Here is an 18,192-nt window from a genome sequence, read left to right as displayed (position 1 = left end):
TTTATTCTCGTGCAAGGGCATTAACAGGGTCTAATTTGGCTGCATTTTTGGCAGGTAAAAAGCCAAATACCACACCAATTAAAGTAGAGCATACAAAAGCCGCCACAATGGAGGTAGTTGAATAAATCACGGCAAAATTGCCTCCTGCAAAGTGGGTAATGATTTGCCCTAAACCCAAAGAAAGTAAGACACCCAAAATACCCCCTAAGATACAGACCAGAACGGCTTCAATTAAAAATTGCTGTAAAATATCGCTTTGCCTTGCACCCACCGCCATACGTACACCAATTTCTTGTGTACGTTCAGTCACTGATACAAGCATGATATTCATCACACCAATACCTCCTACCACCAATGAAATGACAGCAATGGCAGAGATAAGCAGTGTCATTGTTCCTGTGGTCTTTTCGATGGTTTGACGGATACTATCACTGTTCATGGTGTAGATATCTTGTGCGCCATGACGTAGGGTTAGAAGGTTTACAATGGCATTATCAGCTGCATCACTCGAGTATTTATCATTAATACGTACAATAATATTACGTACATTGGCTTGCCCTAGCATACGGCTCATCACCGTGGTATATGGCATATAAACGTTAAGTGTCTCGTCTGCGCCCATTGGGTTACTTTGAGGTTCAACTACACCCACAATACGTGCAGGTACACTGCCTAAAAGTACAACTTGTCCTACAGGATCACTGCCATCACTAAAAAATTGTTTTTGTGTATTGGTATCAATAATCACATCTTGTGAGCGTTCGCGCACTGTTGTGGCAGCAAAAGTTTGTCCCTCTTTAAATGTAAGCCCTTTCACATCAAAAAAATCATTACTGACACCATTAACGGTGGCAGTTGCTTCATTTTCTTGATAGCGAATAGTTTTTGAGGAACTGACAACAGGGCTGACCGCACTTACATAAGGTTGGCTTGCAATAGCATCTGCATCACTTGGGACAAGCGTTTTAAAGCTAGCTGTCTTAGAGTTATCACCAAAGCCACGCCCTTGAAATACAGTAATGGTATTGGTACCTAAGCTACTGATATTTTTTAAAATCTGTTCTTGTGAGCCTTTACCAAGAGCCACCACGGTAACGACCGAGGCAATCCCAATAATAATGCCTAACATGGTTAAGAATGTACGCATACGATGCGCATTCATGGCAAGTAACGCCATGTTAAATGCTTCAGAAAGGCGGTCTAATGTAGAGCGCCAAGCCGATACTTTTTTGCTTTTGGTTTGCTGTTTAGGTAAAGCTGTTGAGTCTGTTTTTACAGAATGTTGTTCGGGTGTATTGGCACGGTCTGCAATAATCATCCCATCACTAATTTCAATAATACGCGTTGCATTTTGTGCAACTTGCATATCATGCGTGACTAAAATGATGGTATGACCTGCTGCATTGAGTTCGCGTAAAATACGCATCACTTCAATACCACTTTGCGAGTCAAGTGCGCCTGTGGGTTCATCGGCTAAAATGACATCGCCACCATTCATTAACGCCCGTGCAATACTGACACGTTGTTGTTGTCCACCTGAAAGTTGGCTTGGGCGGTTTTGGGTTTTATTGCCTAGACCGAGTTCTGTGAGTAGTGATGTGGCACGTTTTTCTCGCTCAGATGCTTCTACACCTGCATAAATTGCAGGCACAGACACATTACCTACGGCACTTAAGTCACCTAAAAGATGGTAACGCTGAAAAATAAAGCCAAAGTATTCACGCCGTAGTTGGGCAAGTTGGTCAGGCTCGAGTTTTCCTGTTTCATGCCCGCTTACTTTATAACTACCACTTGTGGGGCGGTCTAAACAACCTAAAATATTCATGAGGGTAGATTTACCCGAACCTGATTGCCCTACAATGGCAACTAGCTCACCTGCATGAATTTGTAGATTAATCCCTTTTAAGATTTTGACCGTTGTTTCGCCTGCGGGAAACTCACGTGTTAAATCGCTTACTTCAAGTAATACCGTCATGCTTACATTCCCATCGGTGGACCGTTACGACGTCCACTTTTTGATTTTGCAGCAGCAGCAGAGGTATCTGAACTATCCGCAATGACCACTTCATCACCTTCTTTTACTCCAGCAAGGACTTGCGCATTCACACGGTTATTAATACCAACCAATACTTGTTGAGCATGTGCTTTACCTTGGGCATCAAGAATACGTACGGTTCCTAAAGATGCTTTACCCTGTGCAACAAGATTTTTTTGCTCAGCAGTGAGTTCTAGTTTTTTTACATGTGGTGTTTCTTTGCCTAAAGCAGCAGAAGGTAAAAGAAGGGAATTATTGGCATCATTTAACACAATATAAACTTGTGCTGTCATATCAATCCGTAATTTACCATCAGTATTAGGTACATCAAATAACGCATTGTAGTAGATGGCAGTAGATGAGCTACTGCTACTTGTAGATGTGCTTGAGTCACTTGAAATAGATTCAGGCGCAGGTTCAATTTGACGTAAAGTTGCGTAGCGTTTTGTACTATCACCCAGTGTTGTAAAGTAGACTTTTTGTCCTTTTTCTACTTTCATAATATCAGCTTCACTGACTTGTGCTTTGATTGTCATATTTTGAAGCTGTGCAAGTTTAACAATGGTGGGTGTACTTTGGTTGGCGTTTACCGTTTGTCCTTCTTCTGTCACAATTGCCACAATGGTGCCATCCATTGGCGCAATAATACGGGTATAACCTAAATTAGTTTTTGCAGTAGATTCACTGAGTTTGGCTTGTTCAATTTGAGCATCAACAGCTTTTACTTGTGCTTGAGCCGTTTTATAACTTGCTTCTGCTGCCTCAAATGTTGCGCGTGGCGTTGCATCTTGTGCAAGCATTACTTTTTGGCGATTAAAGTCTAAACGTTTTTCGTTAAGATTCGCTTCTTGTTGTAATCTTTGTGCTTCTAAATTACGAATATTTGCCGCTGTATTTTTAAAGGTATTTTGTTGCGTTTCAGAGTCAATTTGCGCAATGAGTTGTCCTTTTTTAACTTCATCGCCTAATTCCACATACATTTTTTTAACTTGCCCTGATGCCTGCGAACCAACACTCACGAGTTTGGTGGCATCTAGTGTACCTGTTGCAAGTACCGTATTTTCTAAGTTACCCCGTGTAACAGTTTCTGTAATATATTGGGGCTGTTCTTCTTTTGGCTTAAAGTAATGCCAAGCCCCAAACCCCAAAATAGCTAAAATTAATATTGTGAGCGTAATTTTAATCGTTTTCTTTGACATGAATAAAAATAATACAAATACGGTGATATAGCAGTATAATCATGAATTAAGAAGAAAACATGAACATTTTTAGGTGTTAAATAAAGTTTTACCGCACAGTAACGTAATACTTTGTAGAATAAGATGAGCAGGATTTTCTTGTGATATGCCTTTGATTGCACTGTCTATTCTAAGTAATAATGAAGGGAACTGCAAAAACTGTTGAGGTGTAAACCGTCTTACAGCACGCTGATAGTTTGAAATCTTATTTTTCCAGATACCTAATTGCATAGCATTTTGTGGCTGTTCGAACAGTTGCATGAGCAAGCGCATTTCTTTAGCAATTACCCATAACATTAAACTTAAAGGCTCACCTGTAGAAATGAGATATTGGTAAATTTTAACAGATTGTGCCAAATGACCTGCAATGAGTTGGTCGCTTAAGTCGTAAGTGGTATAGCGTGATTGATCGTGTAAGCATTCGTATAGTTGTTCCTGACCCATTTGAGTTAAATCAGGGAAAGTATCACTCACACGAATTAAACTATTTTTTGCTGCTAACAAATTATGCTCATGATGTTCTAACAACCATGTCCAAGCATCGGGTTGGAGCGTGATATTTAGTTTTTTTGCTTCTACTTCTAAAATGCGTTGACGGTCTTGTGGATAATGCGCCGTAAGGGATACCACTGTACCATTGGCATCCACCAATTGAAAAAATTGTCCTTTTAACGCACTACTATCTTGTTTAGGTAGCACAATTACCAAAAGATTACTTTCGTTATATTGAAGGTAGTCTTTTAATAATTTTAGCGTACTCGCATCAGGTTTGATGTTGCCATGAACTTCAACTGCCAATTGCTGGGCAAATAAAGATAAACTATTGAGTGCATTAAATACCGTTTTCCAATCGCTCATATTTTGAATGTCATAGCGTTGGCGTTCAATTTGTGCAGAGTGCCATTCTTTACGAAAAGCATCTAACAAATTTTGTTCTAAAAGCGGTTCTTGCCCATGTAAAATCCAAGCCCCTGTCGCATTTTTAGTTTGCTTGAGGGCTTGAAGATAATCTATTTTCATTGCTGCTGTTGAATAATTGGTAAACGATTCGATGAAATTTGGCGCGACATTTGCTGTGCGACATCATCAATTAAAACATCAATCAAATAATGCTCTTCATTATCGTCTACGTTTACAGTTGCCACGTTATATTGATAGGTTTTAATCCCTGTAATGGTGCGTGGTGTAGTAATAGCATTACCTTGGCTATCTTCAATTTGAAATGTCACATTTAAATGAAGCAATACTTCTGCCACACGTCCACTTAGTTTTTGACGCTTATAATCATAACTTAACACATGCAGTGTATAGGCGTTGGTTGCGTTATCAAATTTCGCCCCATTGCCTGTCAGATACATGGTGAGTTTATCACCCAATACATTTGCATCAGCTGGTAAATTCAGTTTCATATGCTGATAAGCAATAGGCGTTGACTGTGGGCCACGACCAATGAGATGAAAGCCACAGCCTGTCAAGCTTGCACTCAAGCCTAAAGTTAAAACCACTGCTGCTAAACGATGGACTAAGTGCATGCTTGTTCCTCTTTTTTTATACGACTAAATTAACAAGTTTGTTAGGTACAACAATTTCTTTTTTGGTTTCACCTGTTAAGAACTGTTGTACTTCGGGTAGTGCTTTTGCTTGCGCTAAAATATCTTCTTTAGATGTTCCAACGGCAACCTCTAGCTTACCACGAAGTTTACCATTTACCTGTACAACAATCGTTTGACTGTTACGGGTAAGGGCAGATTCGTCTACTTGTGGGAATGCTGTTTGGGTTAAGTCTAAACCAAACTGTGCAAGTAATGTCTGACTTAAATGCGGTGCAAATGGTGCAAGTAAGGTCAGTAACGTCACAATCGCTTCACGTTCAACCGCAATATCGTTTTCCGATGTTGTGTTAAATTTGCTAATGGCATTTAACAATTCCATTTGTGCTGCAATTGCTGTGTTAAACGCATGACGACGTTCAATATCATCTCCTACTTTCGCAATAGTTTCGTGTACTTTACGGCGTAAGTCTTGTGCATCTTTAGAAAGATTTGCTTTATCTAGCGTTATAGTAGATGAAGCTTTTTCTAAGAAGTTTGCTGTTAAACGCCATACACGTTTTAAGAAACGGTTAGAACCTTCAACGCCTGCATCCGACCATTCAAGTGATTGATCGGGTGGTGCAGCAAACATCATAAATACACGTGCGGTATCTGCACCGTATTGGTCAATAATGGCTTGTGGGTCAACGCCGTTGTTTTTAGACTTCGACATTTTTTCTTGACCATTAATGACAACAGGCTGACCATCTTTTACAAGTTTAGCTGATAAAGCACGGCCTTTTTCATCACGTTCAAGCTCAACATCGGCAGGGTTAAACCACGTTTTTTTGCCTGCTTCATCTTCACGATAGAACGTATCTGCAAGTACCATGCCTTGTGTAAGTAAGTTGGCAAATGGTTCGTTGCCTTGTACCACGCCCTCGTCACGCATCAATTTATGGAAGAAACGTGCATACAATAAGTGTAAAATTGCGTGTTCTACACCACCAATATATTGATTAACAGGCAACCATGTTTGTGCAGCTTCAGGCTTAATCATGCCATCTGTAAAGTCAGGCGATGCGTAGCGTGCATAGTACCAAGATGATTCAACAAAGGTATCAAGCGTATCTGTTTCACGGCGTGCATCTTTACCACACGATGGGCAAGTAGTCTCATAAAACTCAGGCATTTTAGCCAAAGGATTACCCGAGCCGTCTGGTACAACATCAGTTGGTAATACCACAGGAAGTTGCTCTTCAGGGACAGGCACTTGACCGCAATGATCACAGTTAATCATTGGAATTGGACAACCCCAATAACGCTGACGAGAAACACCCCAATCGCGTAAACGGAATTGAACTTTTTTGCTTGCAAGTGTTTGTGGCTCAAGTTCTGCAATAAACGCGTCAAATGCAGATTGGAAGTTTAAGCCATCAAATTTGCCTGAATTAACCAATTTGCCATCTTTACTGCCGTACCATTCTTGCCACTCGGTTGCATTAAACGCTTGGTCATCTTTGCCCTGAGCATCAATAACCTGTTTAATGGTTAAACCAAATTTATTAGCAAATTCAAAGTCACGCTCGTCATGTGCAGGCACAGCCATCACCGCACCTGAACCGTAAGACATCAACACGTAATTGGCAATCCATACAGGTACTTCTTCGCCTGTAAGTGGGTGCTTCACAGAAAGCCCTGTTGGCATGCCTTTTTTCTCGGCAGTTGCCATGTCTGCTTCTGCAACCGAACCATGACGGCACTCTTCAATAAATGCTTGAAGTTCTGGGTTGTTTTCGGCAGCTTTAGTTGCCATTGGGTGTTCTGCTGCAATGGCAACATACGTTACACCCATTAAGGTATCTGGGCGCGTGGTGTAAACCGTTAAACCATCTGCATAAATGTTTGGATTTGCTGATGGGAAGGTAATGTCCATTCCTTCAGAGCGACCAATCCAATTGCGTTGCATAGTTAAGACTTGTTGTGGCCAACCATCTTTTAACTGATCTAAATCGTCTAATAATTCTTGTGCATAATCTGTAATACGGAAGTAGTACATTGGAATATCGCGTTTTTCAACCAATGCACCTGAACGCCAACCACGACCATCAATGACTTGTTCGTTTGCAAGTACAGTTTGATCAACAGGATCCCAATTTACAGTAGAAAGTTTGCGGTAAATTAAACCTTTTTTATAAAGTTGAACAAATAACCACTGTTCCCAACGGTAATATTCAGGTGTGCAGGTTGCAATTTCACGATCCCAATCAATTGCAAGTCCTAAACTTTTAAGTTGATTACGCATGTAATCAATGTTTTCAAATGTCCATTTTGCAGGGGCAACTTTATGTGCAATGGCTGCGTTTTCTGCAGGTAGACCAAAGGCATCCCACCCCATTGGTTGTAATACAGTTTCACCTTTGAGTTGGTGAAAACGACTAATCACATCGCCAATTGTATAGTTACGAACGTGCCCCATGTGCAGTTTGCCACTTGGGTAAGGGAACATAGAGAGGATATAACGGCGTTTACCTTCTACTGTATCTGCAACTTTAAATACTTTGCGATCTTCCCAGTCTTTTTGAACTGACGGTTCAATCGCACCCGCTTGGTATTCTGGGTCAATGTGTGTAGTCATAAATGTATTAACAACAACAATAAGTTAAAAAATAGAGAGTGCACAGAATACCGTGAATGACGCTTAAAGAAAATACTTAGTGTTTTGGTTCTTTAGGGCTAATTGCTATAGGTTCAGAGCTTGCATGACTGCGTTCGTTTGCTTTAACGGCTTGTTCGACATCAATCCGTCCTGATTGTGTTCTCACTTCTATAGGAATAGCTGGTGTGCTAGGTGCTGTTGTTTGTGTAGGATTACTATTATTCCAACCATAGGTGTGGACTTTGGTTTGTTTGGTAGATTTAGGTGGTGGTGTATCTGTGTAGTGTGTTGAACCATTGGCATCAACCCATTTGTAGAATTCTTTTGCATAAATACTCACATTACTGAGTAAAAGTAATGTTAATAAACACGGTTTCACAATATTTGTAGTCATTTTTATCCTACTTTTTTAAAAAATAAGCGAGATGGGTGAAATTTTTTTTTACTTTAGCCAAAAAATAGCAAAGATTCGATAAAAAATATATCCAAAAACGGGGAATAAGATTTTATTTTTCTTGCATTGTCGTGAACGTGATAAGAATTACGAAAAGGCAATGTGTGGCTTGACTTTCTAAGCCGAAACATCAAGAATGCTTAACAGAAATACCTGCTTTATCTGATCACCCTTTAGATAAAACAAGATTGCAATAGGTACAAATTCTAGCCGAATTTTGTATAGGCATAGATATATTTATCCCAACATATCTATGTACTGATCGCCGTATCAGAGATTTTTTTCTATTGCACTAAAAAAGCGCGAAATCTGTGCTATAAAAGTTCAGAGTCGGATGTAAAAGTAATCGTAACGTCTGTAGTACGTTATAAAAAAAGATAGGGTGAATCACGTTGGAACTTCTTTCTGGTGGAGAAATGCTTGTTCGCGCATTGGCGGACGAAGGTGTTGAACACGTTTTTGGTTATCCTGGCGGAGCCGTTTTACACATTTACGATGCACTGTATCGACAAGACCGAATTCAGCATTACCTTGTACGCCATGAACAAGCGGCAGGGCATATGGCAGATGCATATTCACGTGTAACGGGTAAAACAGGTGTAGTACTTGTGACCTCAGGTCCGGGTGCAACCAATACGGTAACAGCGATTGCAACTGCTTATATGGACTCGATTCCAATGGTGGTGTTGTCTGGACAAGTGGCATCACACCTTATTGGTGAAGATGCATTCCAAGAAACCGATATGATTGGGGTGTCTCGCCCAATTGTGAAACATAGTTTCCAAGTACGTCATGCCAGTGAAATTCCTGCCATGATTAAAAAAGCGTTTTACATTGCATCAACAGGGCGTCCGGGACCTGTGGTGATTGATATTCCAAAAGATGCAACAAATCCTGTTGATAAGTTTGCATATGATTATCCTGAAAAAGTAAAAATTCGTTCGTACCAACCGCCGTACCGTGGACATACAGGACAAATTCGTAAAGCAGTAGAAGAATTAATTCATGCTAAGCGTCCTGTAATTTATACAGGTGGTGGTGTGGTGCAAGGTAATGCATCTGAATTATTGACAGAGATTGCACACTTACTTAATTACCCAGTAACCAATACCTTAATGGGCTTAGGTGGTTTTTCAGGTACTGACCCGCAGTTTATTGGTATGTTAGGGATGCATGGCACATACGAAGCCAATATGGCAATGCACAATGCTGATGTGATTTTTGCGGTGGGTGCACGCTTTGATGACCGTGTGACCAATAACCCAAGTAAGTTCTGTAAAAATGCCAAAATCATTCATATTGATATTGACCCTGCGGCAATCTCAAAAACAATTTCTGCGCATATCCCAATTGTGGGTGCGGTAGAGCCTGTTTTACAAGAGATGTTGGCACAATTAAAGCAAATGAATGTGTCTAAACCAAACCCTGAGGCACTTGGGGAGTGGTGGAAGCAGATTGATGAGTGGCGTACTGTTCATGGCTTGCGTTATGCACCAAGTGAAACCAAAACGTTAAAACCGCAACAAGTGGTTGAGGCGCTGTGTAAAGTGACACATGGCGATGCCATTATTACGTCTGACGTTGGACAGCATCAAATGTTTGCAGCGTTATATTATAAATATAACCGTCCACGCCAATGGATTAACTCAGGTGGCTTAGGCACGATGGGCGTTGGCTTGCCGTATGCCATGGCAGCAAAACTTGCATGTCCCGATCAGCAAGTGGTGTGTGTAACGGGTGAAGCGTCTATTCAGATGTGTATTCAAGAGTTATCTACCTGTAAGCAATATGGTTTAAATGTAAAAATTTTATGTTTAAACAACCGTGCTTTGGGCATGGTAAAACAGTGGCAAGATATGAACTATGAAGGGCGTCACTCTAGCTCTTATATTGAATCTTTACCTGACTTTGCAAAATTGATGGAAGCCTATGGGCATGTTGCCATCACCATTGAGCATGAAGATGAATTAGAGGAAAAGCTTGAACAAGCAATGGCGATTACCGATAAATGTGTCTTTATTAATGCCATGATTGAGCGTTCTGAGCATGTTTATCCAATGCAAATTGCAGGGCAATCGATGAAAGATATGTGGTTGCATAAAGGGGAGCGCACAGCATGAGACACATTATTTCAGTGTTAATGGAAAATGAATCTGGTGCGTTATCTCGTTTAGTGGGATTGTTTAGCCAACGGGGTTATAACATTGACACTTTAAATGTTGCACCAACTGAGGACTCAACATTATCTCGTTTAACTTTAACGACATACGGTGATGATCATCAAATTGAGCAAATCACAAAGCAACTCAACAAATTGTTAGAAGTGGTAAAAGTAGTTGATTTGAGTGAAGGACCACACGTAGAGCGTGAACTGATGCTCATTAAAGTAAAAGCAACAGGCATTGCGCGTGACGAAGTAAAACGGACGACGGATATTTTCCGTGCCACGATTGTCGATGTTACGCCATCAACGTATACCATTCAAATTGTGGGTACGACTGAAAAATTAGATGGGTTTATTGAAGCTCTATCTGAAACCACGATTTTAGAAGTTGTTCGCTCGGGTGTATCAGGGATTTCTCGTGGCGAAAAAGTTTTAAGTATTTAATTAAACATTATAAAGAGTTTTACTGGAGACAAAAATGCAAATTTTTTACGATAAAGATTGTGACTTATCTATCATTCAAGGCAAAAAAGTAGCGATTATTGGCTACGGTTCACAAGGTCATGCACACGCATTAAACCTTAAAGATTCAGGTGTAGACGTAACAGTGGGTTTACGTGCAAATTCTGCATCTTGGAAAAAAGCTGAAGGTGCTGGTTTAAAAGTTGCTGAAGTGCCTGCTGCTGTAAAAAATGCTGATGTTGTGATGATCTTGACACCAGATGAGTTCCAAGCACAGCTTTATCGTGATGTGATTGAACCAAACATTAAAGAAGGTGCAACGCTTGCATTTGCACACGGCTTTGCGGTTCTTTACAACCAAGTTGTACCACGTAAAGATTTAGACGTGATTATGGTTGCGCCAAAAGCACCTGGTCATACTGTACGTTCTGAATACCAACGTGGTTCAGGTGTACCTGACTTAATTGCAATCCATCAAGATGCTTCTGGTAATGCACGTAACGTAGCACTTTCTTATGCTTCTGGCGTAGGTGGTGGTCGTACGGGTATCATCGAAACTTCATTCCGTGAAGAAACAGAAACTGACCTTTTTGGTGAGCAAGCTGTTCTTTGTGGTGGTGCAGTAGAATTAGTAAAAATGGGTTATGAAACGCTAGTAGAAGCGGGTTATGCACCTGAAATGGCATACTTTGAATGTTTGCACGAATTAAAATTAATCGTGGACTTAATGTTTGAAGGCGGTATTGCAGACATGAACTATTCAGTATCTAACAATGCTGAATATGGTGAGTATGTAACGGGCGTTGAAGTAATCAACGAACAATCTCGTGAAGCGATGCGTAATGCGCTTAAACGTATCCAATCTGGTGAATATGCAAAAATGTTCATCCAAGAAGGTGCGTTAAACTACCCATCTATGACAGCACGTCGCCGTCAAAATGCTGCACATGGTATTGAAGTAACAGGTGAAAAACTTCGTTCTATGATGCCATGGATCAAAGCAAACAAAATCATTGATAAAGATAAAAACTAATCTTTAATTGATTTGAAAAAAGCCTCACACTAGTGAGGCTTTTTTATACTAAAAACAAAGGGAAAAATAATGGAAGATTGTATTTTTTGTCGTATTGCTCGTAAAGAGCAACAAGCATATGTGATCAAAGAGGATGATGAACACATTGCATTTTTATCTATCTTTCCTAATACAGAAGGGGTGACTGTTGTTATTCCTAAACAGCATTATTCAAGTTATGTATTTGAATTAGAAGAAACAGTATTAAACAAACTCATGCAATTTTCAAAAGCTGTTGCCAAGCAGTTAGATGAAGCATTTGAAGATGTAGGGCGTACTGCATTAGTATTTGAAGGATTTGGAATTGACCATGTACATGCTAAATTATTTCCAATGCATGGCACGCAACATCTCATACAAAAATGGCAAGCGGTTTCTTCACCTGTAAATCATTTTTTTAAAGAATATCAGGGTTATATTTCTTCGCATGATTGTGATCAGGTGTCTCACGAACACTTGGTTCAGACTGCTCAAAAAATCAAAAATGCTTCAAACTAATTATGGTAAGATTTTTTGCAATATAAAATGAGGTAAAACACGTGAGCCTACGCTGGACAGATACTATAGATATTGCCATTGAACTGTTAGAAGCACATCCAGAAGTTGACCCACAGTGGGTACGTTTTACAGACATGCACGCATGGATTTGTGCACTTCCCGATTTTAAAGATGATCCAACAAAATCAACTGAGGGTTTACTCGAAGCAATTCAAATGGCATGGATTGACGAAGCAAGCTAATAAAAACTTAACTTTTACATATTCTAAGCTGATTATTTTGGCTTAGATGGGTATAATGCGCAAAATTTTCCAATCATTGTTTAAGGAGCCACAATCATGGCAATTGAACGTACTTTATCTATCGTAAAACCAGATGCAGTTGCTAAAAACCACATCGGTGACATTTTTGCTCGTTTTGAACAATCAGGTTTAAAAATTGTTGCAACTAAAATGAAGCACCTTTCTCAAGCAGAAGCTGAAGGTTTTTACGCAGAGCACAAAGAACGTGGTTTCTTTGCTGACTTAGTTGCGTTCATGACTTCTGGTCCTGTTGTTGTATCTGTATTAGAAGGCGAAAACGCTGTTCTAGCTCACCGTGAAATTTTAGGTGCAACAAACCCTAAAGAAGCGGCTCCAGGCACAATCCGTGCAGATTTCGCTGTAAGCATTGACGAAAACGCTGCTCACGGTTCTGACTCTGTAGAATCTGCTGCTCGTGAAGTATCTTACTTCTTCGCGCAAACAGAAGTTTGCCCGCGTACTCGTTAATCGAGCACTTAAAACCAGATAAGTGTTATACTGCTTATCTGGTTTTTTTATTCTCAAAATTTTGCTTTTTAAGCACCCTCTCTTTTTTAGATATTGTTTAGGTAATGTACATGACACACGACGCAGTTAAAATCTCGACGCATACGCCAGAGGTAACGTCAAAAGTTAACTTACTGGGGATGTCACGTGTACAGTTAGAACAATTTTTTGAAAAATTGGGTGAAAAAAAGTTTCGTGCTGGTCAAGTCATGAAGTGGGTACACCAATACTTCGTTACTGACTTTGCGCAGATGACCAATATTTCAGGCAAACTTCGTGAAAAATTAGAAAAAGTATGCGAAGTAAAAGCGCCTGAAGTGGTACACCGTCATTACTCTCAAGATGGAACACGTAAATGGGTGTTTCGTGTGGGTGATGGAGAAGGCTCATTAGTAGAAACCGTGCTTATTCCTGCTGATGATAAAACAGGTGCACGTAAAACTTTATGTATTTCATCGCAAGTGGGTTGTGCGCTAGATTGCTCGTTTTGTTCAACAGGTAAACAAGGTTTTCAGCGTGATTTAACACCTGACGAAATTATTGGACAGTTGTGGGTAGCAAACCAATCTTATATGGAAGATGTGGAAATTGCTGAACGTACCCGCTCTGTCACCAACGTGGTGATGATGGGTATGGGTGAACCATTGCTTAACTTTAAGCCTGTGGTCGATTCAATGTCATTAATGCTAGATGACTTTGCGTATGGTATGTCTAAACGCCGTGTTACGTTATCAACATCGGGTATTGTACCGATGATTGACAAATTGGCAGAAGAGTTAGATGTGGCTTTAGCAATTTCACTACATGCACCAAACAATGAATTACGTAACGAACTTGTACCAATTAATAAAAAATATCCATTAGAACAGCTTATTCCTGCGGCACAGCGTTACATCAATAAAGATGGCAATGAAAGTGCCCGTAAGCATGTCACAATTGAATATGTGATGTTAGAAGGTGTGAATGACAAGCCTGAACATGCACAACAAATGATAACACTATTAAAAAATCTACCAAGTAAAATCAACCTCATTCCGTTTAACCCGTTTCCACATGCACCATATGGTCGTTCAAGCCGAAACCGTATTATGGCGTTTCAAAAAACATTATCTGATGCAGGATTTGTGTGTACAATTCGTCAAACACGCGGTGATGATATTGATGCAGCATGTGGTCAGTTGGTTGGACAAGTGGCAGATCGAACACGTCGTGCAGAGCAATGGAAAAAGAAAATTGCACAACAAGGCGAGATTGTTCGTTCTCAGGGGTAACTCAACATAGAGGCATATTTCGGTGAACAAGATTGTAAAATCTGTTTTAGCAAGTTTAACGGTACTGGCATTGCAAGGATGTCAAACCACTTCTAATTTACCTAAAAAAGATCCTAAAAAATCTGCAGAGGTAAGAACTCAAATTGCAGCAGAATATATCCGTACAGGACAAATTGATGCTGCAAAACGTGCTTTAGATGAAGCACTTGCTAAAGAAAGCCGAGATCCAACAGCTAATATGATGATGGGCGTTCTTCTACAACAAGAAGGTAGCCCAAGCAATGTAGAAAAAGCAGATAGTTATTTTAAAAAAGCGGTAGCACTTGAGCCAAAAGATGCTCAAATCCGTAATAACTATGGACGTTACTTGTATCAAGTAGGGAACTACAAAGAGGCGTTAAAGCAACTACAAATTGCAGGAACAACATTAGGATACGACCAACGTTCAATGGCGTTAACTAATCTTGGACAAACGTATCAAAAACTAGGCGATAACGAACAAGCAGAAGCCACATTTCGCCAATCGTTACAAGCCGATTCAGCAAATCCAATTGCGATGCTTGAGTTGGCTGAGATTTATTATTTACGCCAACAAAATCGTTTAGCTTCACCACTTTATGAAGATTACGTCTCTATTGTTGGTAAGAAAAATCAAAGTGCCCATGCGTTATGGGTCGGAATTCGCATTATGCGCGCAAATGGTGATACCATGAGCACGCAAGTCTTGGCAAATCAACTCAGGGCATTATTCCCAGATAGTCAAGAATATCAACGTTATTTGCAATTACAGTACAGTACTGAGGCGGTATGGAAGTAAATCCAAATTCACAGCAAGCAACCCCTAATACTTTAGGCAACGTTCAACGTCCGGGTGAATATTTACGTCATATCCGCCTTACACAAAAACGTGAATTAAGTGATGTTGCAAAAGCACTTAACATGCCTGTTAAAACGGTAGAAGCATTAGAAAAAGATGACTACACCCTTTTACCAGAAGCAACGTTTATTAAAGGCTATTATCGTAGTTATGCCAAACATTTAAATGTGGATGCATCTGCGATTATTCAGCGTTTTGATGAAATTTACGTAAATGATACAGGGTTGCGTGCCAGTCAATCACTAAAAGATTCACCGATTAAAACGATGGGTAAATTGCCCGGTTCAAATACAGACCGTAACCGTAAGTGGTTAAAGCGCATATTACTGACGTTAATTGTGGTGGTGCTTATTGCATTGGTGGTAATGGGTATTCAGAAGTGGTCTAGTCAGAAAAAAGTACAAGCACCTGTTACGCCACAAACCAATACGCAAGTTTTACCTGTTACGCAAACACAAGCATCAGGTGACCAACTTTCGATTCAAGTTTCACGCCCAACATCGGTTCGTATTGTAGATTCAACAGGTAAAGTCTTGGCATCAGGTCGTCAAGCAGAAGCCTTAAATTTACAAGGGCAATCTCCATTTCAAATTCGTTTAGATGATGCACAAGCGGTATCGTCATTAAGTTTAAATAACGAAGTGATTTCATTGTCACCATACACCGTCAATGGTAAAGCGGATTTCCGTTTATCTCGTTAATAGGTAAAACACATGATAGAAAATCCGATTAAGCGTCGTCCGACACGTAAAATTCGTGTCGGTTCTGTGTATGTGGGTGGCGATGCGCCCATTAGCGTACAAAGTATGACCAATACAGAAACCTGTGATGTTGCTGCAACGGTGGCACAAATTGAACGTTGTGCTCAAGCAGGTGCAGATATTATGCGTGTTTCTGTACCGTCTATGGAGGCGGCACAAGCGTTTGGTGAAATCCGTAAGCGGGTTAATATTCCACTTGTTGCAGATATTCATTTTGACCATAAAATTGCTTTAGCCGTTGCCGATGCAGGTGCAGATTGTTTGCGTCTTAATCCGGGTAATATTGGCTCTGAGAAAAAAATCCGTGAAGTGGTCGCCGCTGCTAAACACAACGATATTTCGATGCGTATTGGTGTAAATGCAGGTTCGCTTGAAAAAGATCTACAAAAAAAATATGGTGAGCCAACAGGTCAGGCACTTTTAGAGTCTGCATTACGCCATATTGATATTTTAGACCGTTTAGACTTTCAAGAATTTAAAGTTAGTGTAAAAGCATCTAACGTATTTTTAACCATGGACGCGTATCGTTTACTTTCACAGCAAATTGATAACCCACTACATTTAGGTGTGACGGAAGCAGGTATTTACCGTACAGGGACTGTAAAATCTGCAATTGCACTGGGTGGTTTGTTGATGGAAGGAATTGGCGACACCATGCGTATTTCGCTTGCCGCTGAACCTGAAGAAGAAATTAAAATTGGTTTTGATATCTTAAAATCATTAAGTCTTCGTTCTAATGGCATCAATTTTATTGCCTGTCCAAGCTGTTCACGTCAAGAATTCAACGTGATTAAAGTGATGCAAGACTTAGAAGAGCGTTTAGAAGATATTCGTACACCAATGGATGTGTCTGTTATTGGTTGTAAAGTAAACGGTCCGGGTGAAGCCAAAGAAGCCGATATCGGTGTGGTGGGTGCAAGTCCACGTTCATTGGTTTACCGTAATGGCGATAAGAGCCATTTAATTGAGACCGATCAATTAGTTGATGAAATCGAAACGATGGTTCGTCAACGTGTTAAGCAGCTTGAAGAAGCTAAATCAAAAGAAATTATTCGTAGTTCATCATCATGATTTCAATTACCGCAATTAAAGGCTTTAACGACATTCTTCCAACGCAAACTCCTGCGTGGAGACGTTTAGAACAACATTTGTCATCTTTAATGGATGCTTATGGCTATCAGCAAGTACGTTTGCCAATTGTTGAGCATACAGGTTTATTTAAACGTGCTATTGGTGATGCAACGGATATCGTTGAAAAAGAGATGTACACATTTTTAGATAAAGGTAACCCGCCTGAATCTTTGACCTTGCGTCCAGAAGGTACAGCCGGTTGTGTGCGCTTAATGCTTGAAAATAACTTGCTACGTGGTGCTGCACCACGTGTGTGGTATTTGGGACCGATGTTCCGTTACGAAAAACCACAAAAAGGGCGTTATCGTCAATTTCATCAATTTGGGGTAGAAACGTTTGGCGTTGCCACACCTGATATTGATGCTGAGCTAATTTTAATGACAGCACGTTTATGGAAACGTATGGGTGTTGCCGATAAAGTTCAACTTGAACTGAATACTTTGGGCGAAATGGATGAGCGTGCTGAGTACCGTACGGCATTGGTTGAATTTTTAACTGTACATAAAGCAGATTTAGATGAAGATTCGCAACGCCGTTTAGACACAAATCCGTTACGTATTTTAGATTCTAAAAATGAGCGTACCCAGCAAATTTTAGAAAATGCACCTCAGTTACACGACTTTTTAAAAGAAGAAAGTTTGCAACACTTTGCGCAGTTAAAACAGTATTTAACGGACGCAGGCGTATCGTTTGTGATTAATCAAAAATTGGTACGTGGTTTAGATTATTACAATAAAACCGTATTTGAATGGACAACTACGCATCTTGGTTCACAAGGTACTGTATGTGCAGGTGGGCGTTATGATGGGCTAGTGGGTCAGCTTAAGGGTAAAGCAGATCAGTCTGTGCCTGCGGTTGGTTTTGCAATGGGCATAGAGCGTTTACTATTACTTTTAGAGCAAGTAGAAGACAACACCCCAACGCGTGATTGTGATGTATTTATTGTAGCCGATCCAAACTCACAAGGGCGTGCATTGGTACTTGCAGAACAATTACGTAATGCTTTGGAAGATGCAAATAGTACGATTCGTATTAAAACAGGTTCTCAAGGAAGCATGAAAAGCCAAATGAAAAAGGCAGATCAAGCAGGGGCAATTTTTGCATTAATTGCAGGCGAGCGTGAGTGGGAAGCACAGCAAGTTGCACTGAAAAAACTAGCAACGGCAGAACAGTCTGATGTAGAAATTGAACGTATTGTCCCGTTCTTGCTTGAACAGTTTGCGTAAAAA

General features: G+C 40.2%; 17 protein-coding genes. 11 read left to right on the top strand and 6 right to left on the bottom strand.

Going from position 1 to position 18,192, the window contains the following annotated elements:
• Position 1: 1 nt before the first annotated feature.
• The 6 genes from PCI70_RS02285 to PCI70_RS02260 form a co-directional block, all read right to left on the bottom strand.
• Positions 2-1,975, bottom strand: coding sequence for a MacB family efflux pump subunit (locus tag PCI70_RS02285; protein WP_269913736.1), 1,974 nt, complete (start codon positions 1,973-1,975; stop codon positions 2-4).
• Between the two features lie 2 nt (positions 1,976-1,977).
• Positions 1,978-3,234 carry a MacA family efflux pump subunit gene (locus PCI70_RS02280; protein WP_269913735.1) on the bottom strand — a complete coding sequence of 419 codons (1,257 nt, stop codon included), beginning with the start codon at positions 3,232-3,234 and terminating at the stop codon, positions 1,978-1,980.
• A gap of 69 nt (positions 3,235-3,303) precedes the next feature.
• Positions 3,304-4,293, bottom strand: coding sequence for a DNA polymerase III subunit delta (holA, locus tag PCI70_RS02275; RefSeq protein ID WP_269913734.1), 990 nt, complete (start codon positions 4,291-4,293; stop codon positions 3,304-3,306).
• The gene (locus tag PCI70_RS02270; RefSeq protein ID WP_269913733.1) at positions 4,290-4,805 is read right to left on the bottom strand and encodes an LPS-assembly lipoprotein LptE; all 516 of its coding nucleotides are present in this window, start codon (positions 4,803-4,805) and stop codon (positions 4,290-4,292) included. Before PCI70_RS02270 ends, holA begins: the two co-directional genes overlap by 4 nt.
• 16 nt (positions 4,806-4,821) lie before the next feature.
• Positions 4,822-7,443, bottom strand: coding sequence for a leucine--tRNA ligase (leuS, locus tag PCI70_RS02265; protein WP_269913732.1), 2,622 nt, complete (start codon positions 7,441-7,443; stop codon positions 4,822-4,824).
• Positions 7,444-7,519: 76 nt separating this feature from the next.
• On the bottom strand, positions 7,520-7,858 hold the full coding sequence (locus tag PCI70_RS02260; RefSeq protein WP_269913731.1) for a DUF4124 domain-containing protein: 339 nt from the start codon (positions 7,856-7,858) through the stop codon (positions 7,520-7,522).
• A gap of 452 nt (positions 7,859-8,310) precedes the next feature.
• On the opposite strand from PCI70_RS02260, the gene PCI70_RS02255 reads away from it, so the two are divergent.
• The 11 genes from PCI70_RS02255 (at position 8,311) to hisS (ending at position 18,189) form a co-directional block, all read left to right on the top strand.
• On the top strand, positions 8,311-10,038 hold the full coding sequence (locus PCI70_RS02255; protein ID WP_269913730.1) for an acetolactate synthase 3 large subunit: 1,728 nt from the start codon (positions 8,311-8,313) through the stop codon (positions 10,036-10,038).
• The gene (ilvN, locus tag PCI70_RS02250; protein ID WP_269913729.1) at positions 10,035-10,526 is read left to right on the top strand and encodes an acetolactate synthase small subunit; all 492 of its coding nucleotides are present in this window, start codon (positions 10,035-10,037) and stop codon (positions 10,524-10,526) included. The genes PCI70_RS02255 and ilvN overlap by 4 nt, the downstream gene beginning before the upstream one ends.
• Before the next feature lie 34 nt (positions 10,527-10,560).
• Positions 10,561-11,577, top strand: coding sequence for a ketol-acid reductoisomerase (ilvC, locus tag PCI70_RS02245; RefSeq protein WP_269913728.1), 1,017 nt, complete (start codon positions 10,561-10,563; stop codon positions 11,575-11,577).
• Between the two features lie 69 nt (positions 11,578-11,646).
• Positions 11,647-12,114 carry an HIT family protein gene (locus PCI70_RS02240; protein ID WP_269913727.1) on the top strand — a complete coding sequence of 156 codons (468 nt, stop codon included), beginning with the start codon at positions 11,647-11,649 and terminating at the stop codon, positions 12,112-12,114.
• Between the two features lie 41 nt (positions 12,115-12,155).
• Complete coding sequence (iscX, locus tag PCI70_RS02235) at positions 12,156-12,356, top strand: Fe-S cluster assembly protein IscX (RefSeq protein ID WP_269913726.1); 201 nt, start codon at positions 12,156-12,158, stop codon at positions 12,354-12,356.
• A 96-nt stretch (positions 12,357-12,452) separates the two neighbouring features.
• A complete protein-coding gene (gene ndk / locus PCI70_RS02230) occupies positions 12,453-12,884 on the top strand; it encodes a nucleoside-diphosphate kinase (RefSeq protein WP_269913725.1) in 432 nt (143 codons plus the stop codon).
• A gap of 110 nt (positions 12,885-12,994) precedes the next feature.
• Positions 12,995-14,194, top strand: a complete 1,200-nt coding sequence (gene rlmN, locus PCI70_RS02225) for a 23S rRNA (adenine(2503)-C(2))-methyltransferase RlmN (protein WP_442865139.1) — start codon at positions 12,995-12,997, stop codon at positions 14,192-14,194.
• 22 nt (positions 14,195-14,216) lie between these two features.
• A complete protein-coding gene (gene pilW / locus PCI70_RS02220) occupies positions 14,217-15,011 on the top strand; it encodes a type IV pilus biogenesis/stability protein PilW (protein WP_269913724.1) in 795 nt (264 codons plus the stop codon).
• Positions 15,002-15,772 carry a helix-turn-helix domain-containing protein gene (locus PCI70_RS02215; protein WP_269913723.1) on the top strand — a complete coding sequence of 257 codons (771 nt, stop codon included), beginning with the start codon at positions 15,002-15,004 and terminating at the stop codon, positions 15,770-15,772. The genes pilW and PCI70_RS02215 overlap by 10 nt, the downstream gene beginning before the upstream one ends.
• Before the next feature lie 12 nt (positions 15,773-15,784).
• The gene (gene ispG, locus PCI70_RS02210) at positions 15,785-16,903 is read left to right on the top strand and encodes a flavodoxin-dependent (E)-4-hydroxy-3-methylbut-2-enyl-diphosphate synthase (RefSeq protein ID WP_269913722.1); all 1,119 of its coding nucleotides are present in this window, start codon (positions 15,785-15,787) and stop codon (positions 16,901-16,903) included.
• Positions 16,900-18,189 (top strand): histidine--tRNA ligase, encoded by a 1,290-nt coding sequence (gene hisS / locus PCI70_RS02205; protein WP_269913721.1) that lies wholly within the window; start codon positions 16,900-16,902, stop codon positions 18,187-18,189. Before ispG ends, hisS begins: the two co-directional genes overlap by 4 nt.
• The last annotated feature ends 3 nt before the right edge of the window (positions 18,190-18,192 follow it).

This window comes from Acinetobacter sp. HY1485, from assembly GCF_027568475.1.
Lineage (GTDB): Bacteria > Pseudomonadota > Gammaproteobacteria > Pseudomonadales > Moraxellaceae > Acinetobacter.
This window is presented reverse-complemented; position numbering and strand designations above follow the sequence as displayed.

Coding starts and splice junctions, on each gene's coding strand:
- PCI70_RS02285 (WP_269913736.1), bottom strand. CDS start 1,975: ATGACGGTATTACTTGAAGTAAGCGATTTAACACGTGAGTTTCCCGCA.
- PCI70_RS02280 (WP_269913735.1), bottom strand. CDS start 3,234: ATGTCAAAGAAAACGATTAAAATTACGCTCACAATATTAATTTTAGCT.
- holA (WP_269913734.1), bottom strand. CDS start 4,293: ATGAAAATAGATTATCTTCAAGCCCTCAAGCAAACTAAAAATGCGACA.
- PCI70_RS02270 (WP_269913733.1), bottom strand. CDS start 4,805: ATGCACTTAGTCCATCGTTTAGCAGCAGTGGTTTTAACTTTAGGCTTG.
- leuS (WP_269913732.1), bottom strand. CDS start 7,443: ATGACTACACACATTGACCCAGAATACCAAGCGGGTGCGATTGAACCG.
- PCI70_RS02260 (WP_269913731.1), bottom strand. CDS start 7,858: ATGACTACAAATATTGTGAAACCGTGTTTATTAACATTACTTTTACTC.
- ilvN (WP_269913729.1), top strand. CDS start 10,035: ATGAGACACATTATTTCAGTGTTAATGGAAAATGAATCTGGTGCGTTA.
- ilvC (WP_269913728.1), top strand. CDS start 10,561: ATGCAAATTTTTTACGATAAAGATTGTGACTTATCTATCATTCAAGGC.
- PCI70_RS02240 (WP_269913727.1), top strand. CDS start 11,647: ATGGAAGATTGTATTTTTTGTCGTATTGCTCGTAAAGAGCAACAAGCA.
- ndk (WP_269913725.1), top strand. CDS start 12,453: ATGGCAATTGAACGTACTTTATCTATCGTAAAACCAGATGCAGTTGCT.
- rlmN (WP_442865139.1), top strand. CDS start 12,995: ATGACACACGACGCAGTTAAAATCTCGACGCATACGCCAGAGGTAACG.
- PCI70_RS02215 (WP_269913723.1), top strand. CDS start 15,002: ATGGAAGTAAATCCAAATTCACAGCAAGCAACCCCTAATACTTTAGGC.
- ispG (WP_269913722.1), top strand. CDS start 15,785: ATGATAGAAAATCCGATTAAGCGTCGTCCGACACGTAAAATTCGTGTC.
- hisS (WP_269913721.1), top strand. CDS start 16,900: ATGATTTCAATTACCGCAATTAAAGGCTTTAACGACATTCTTCCAACG.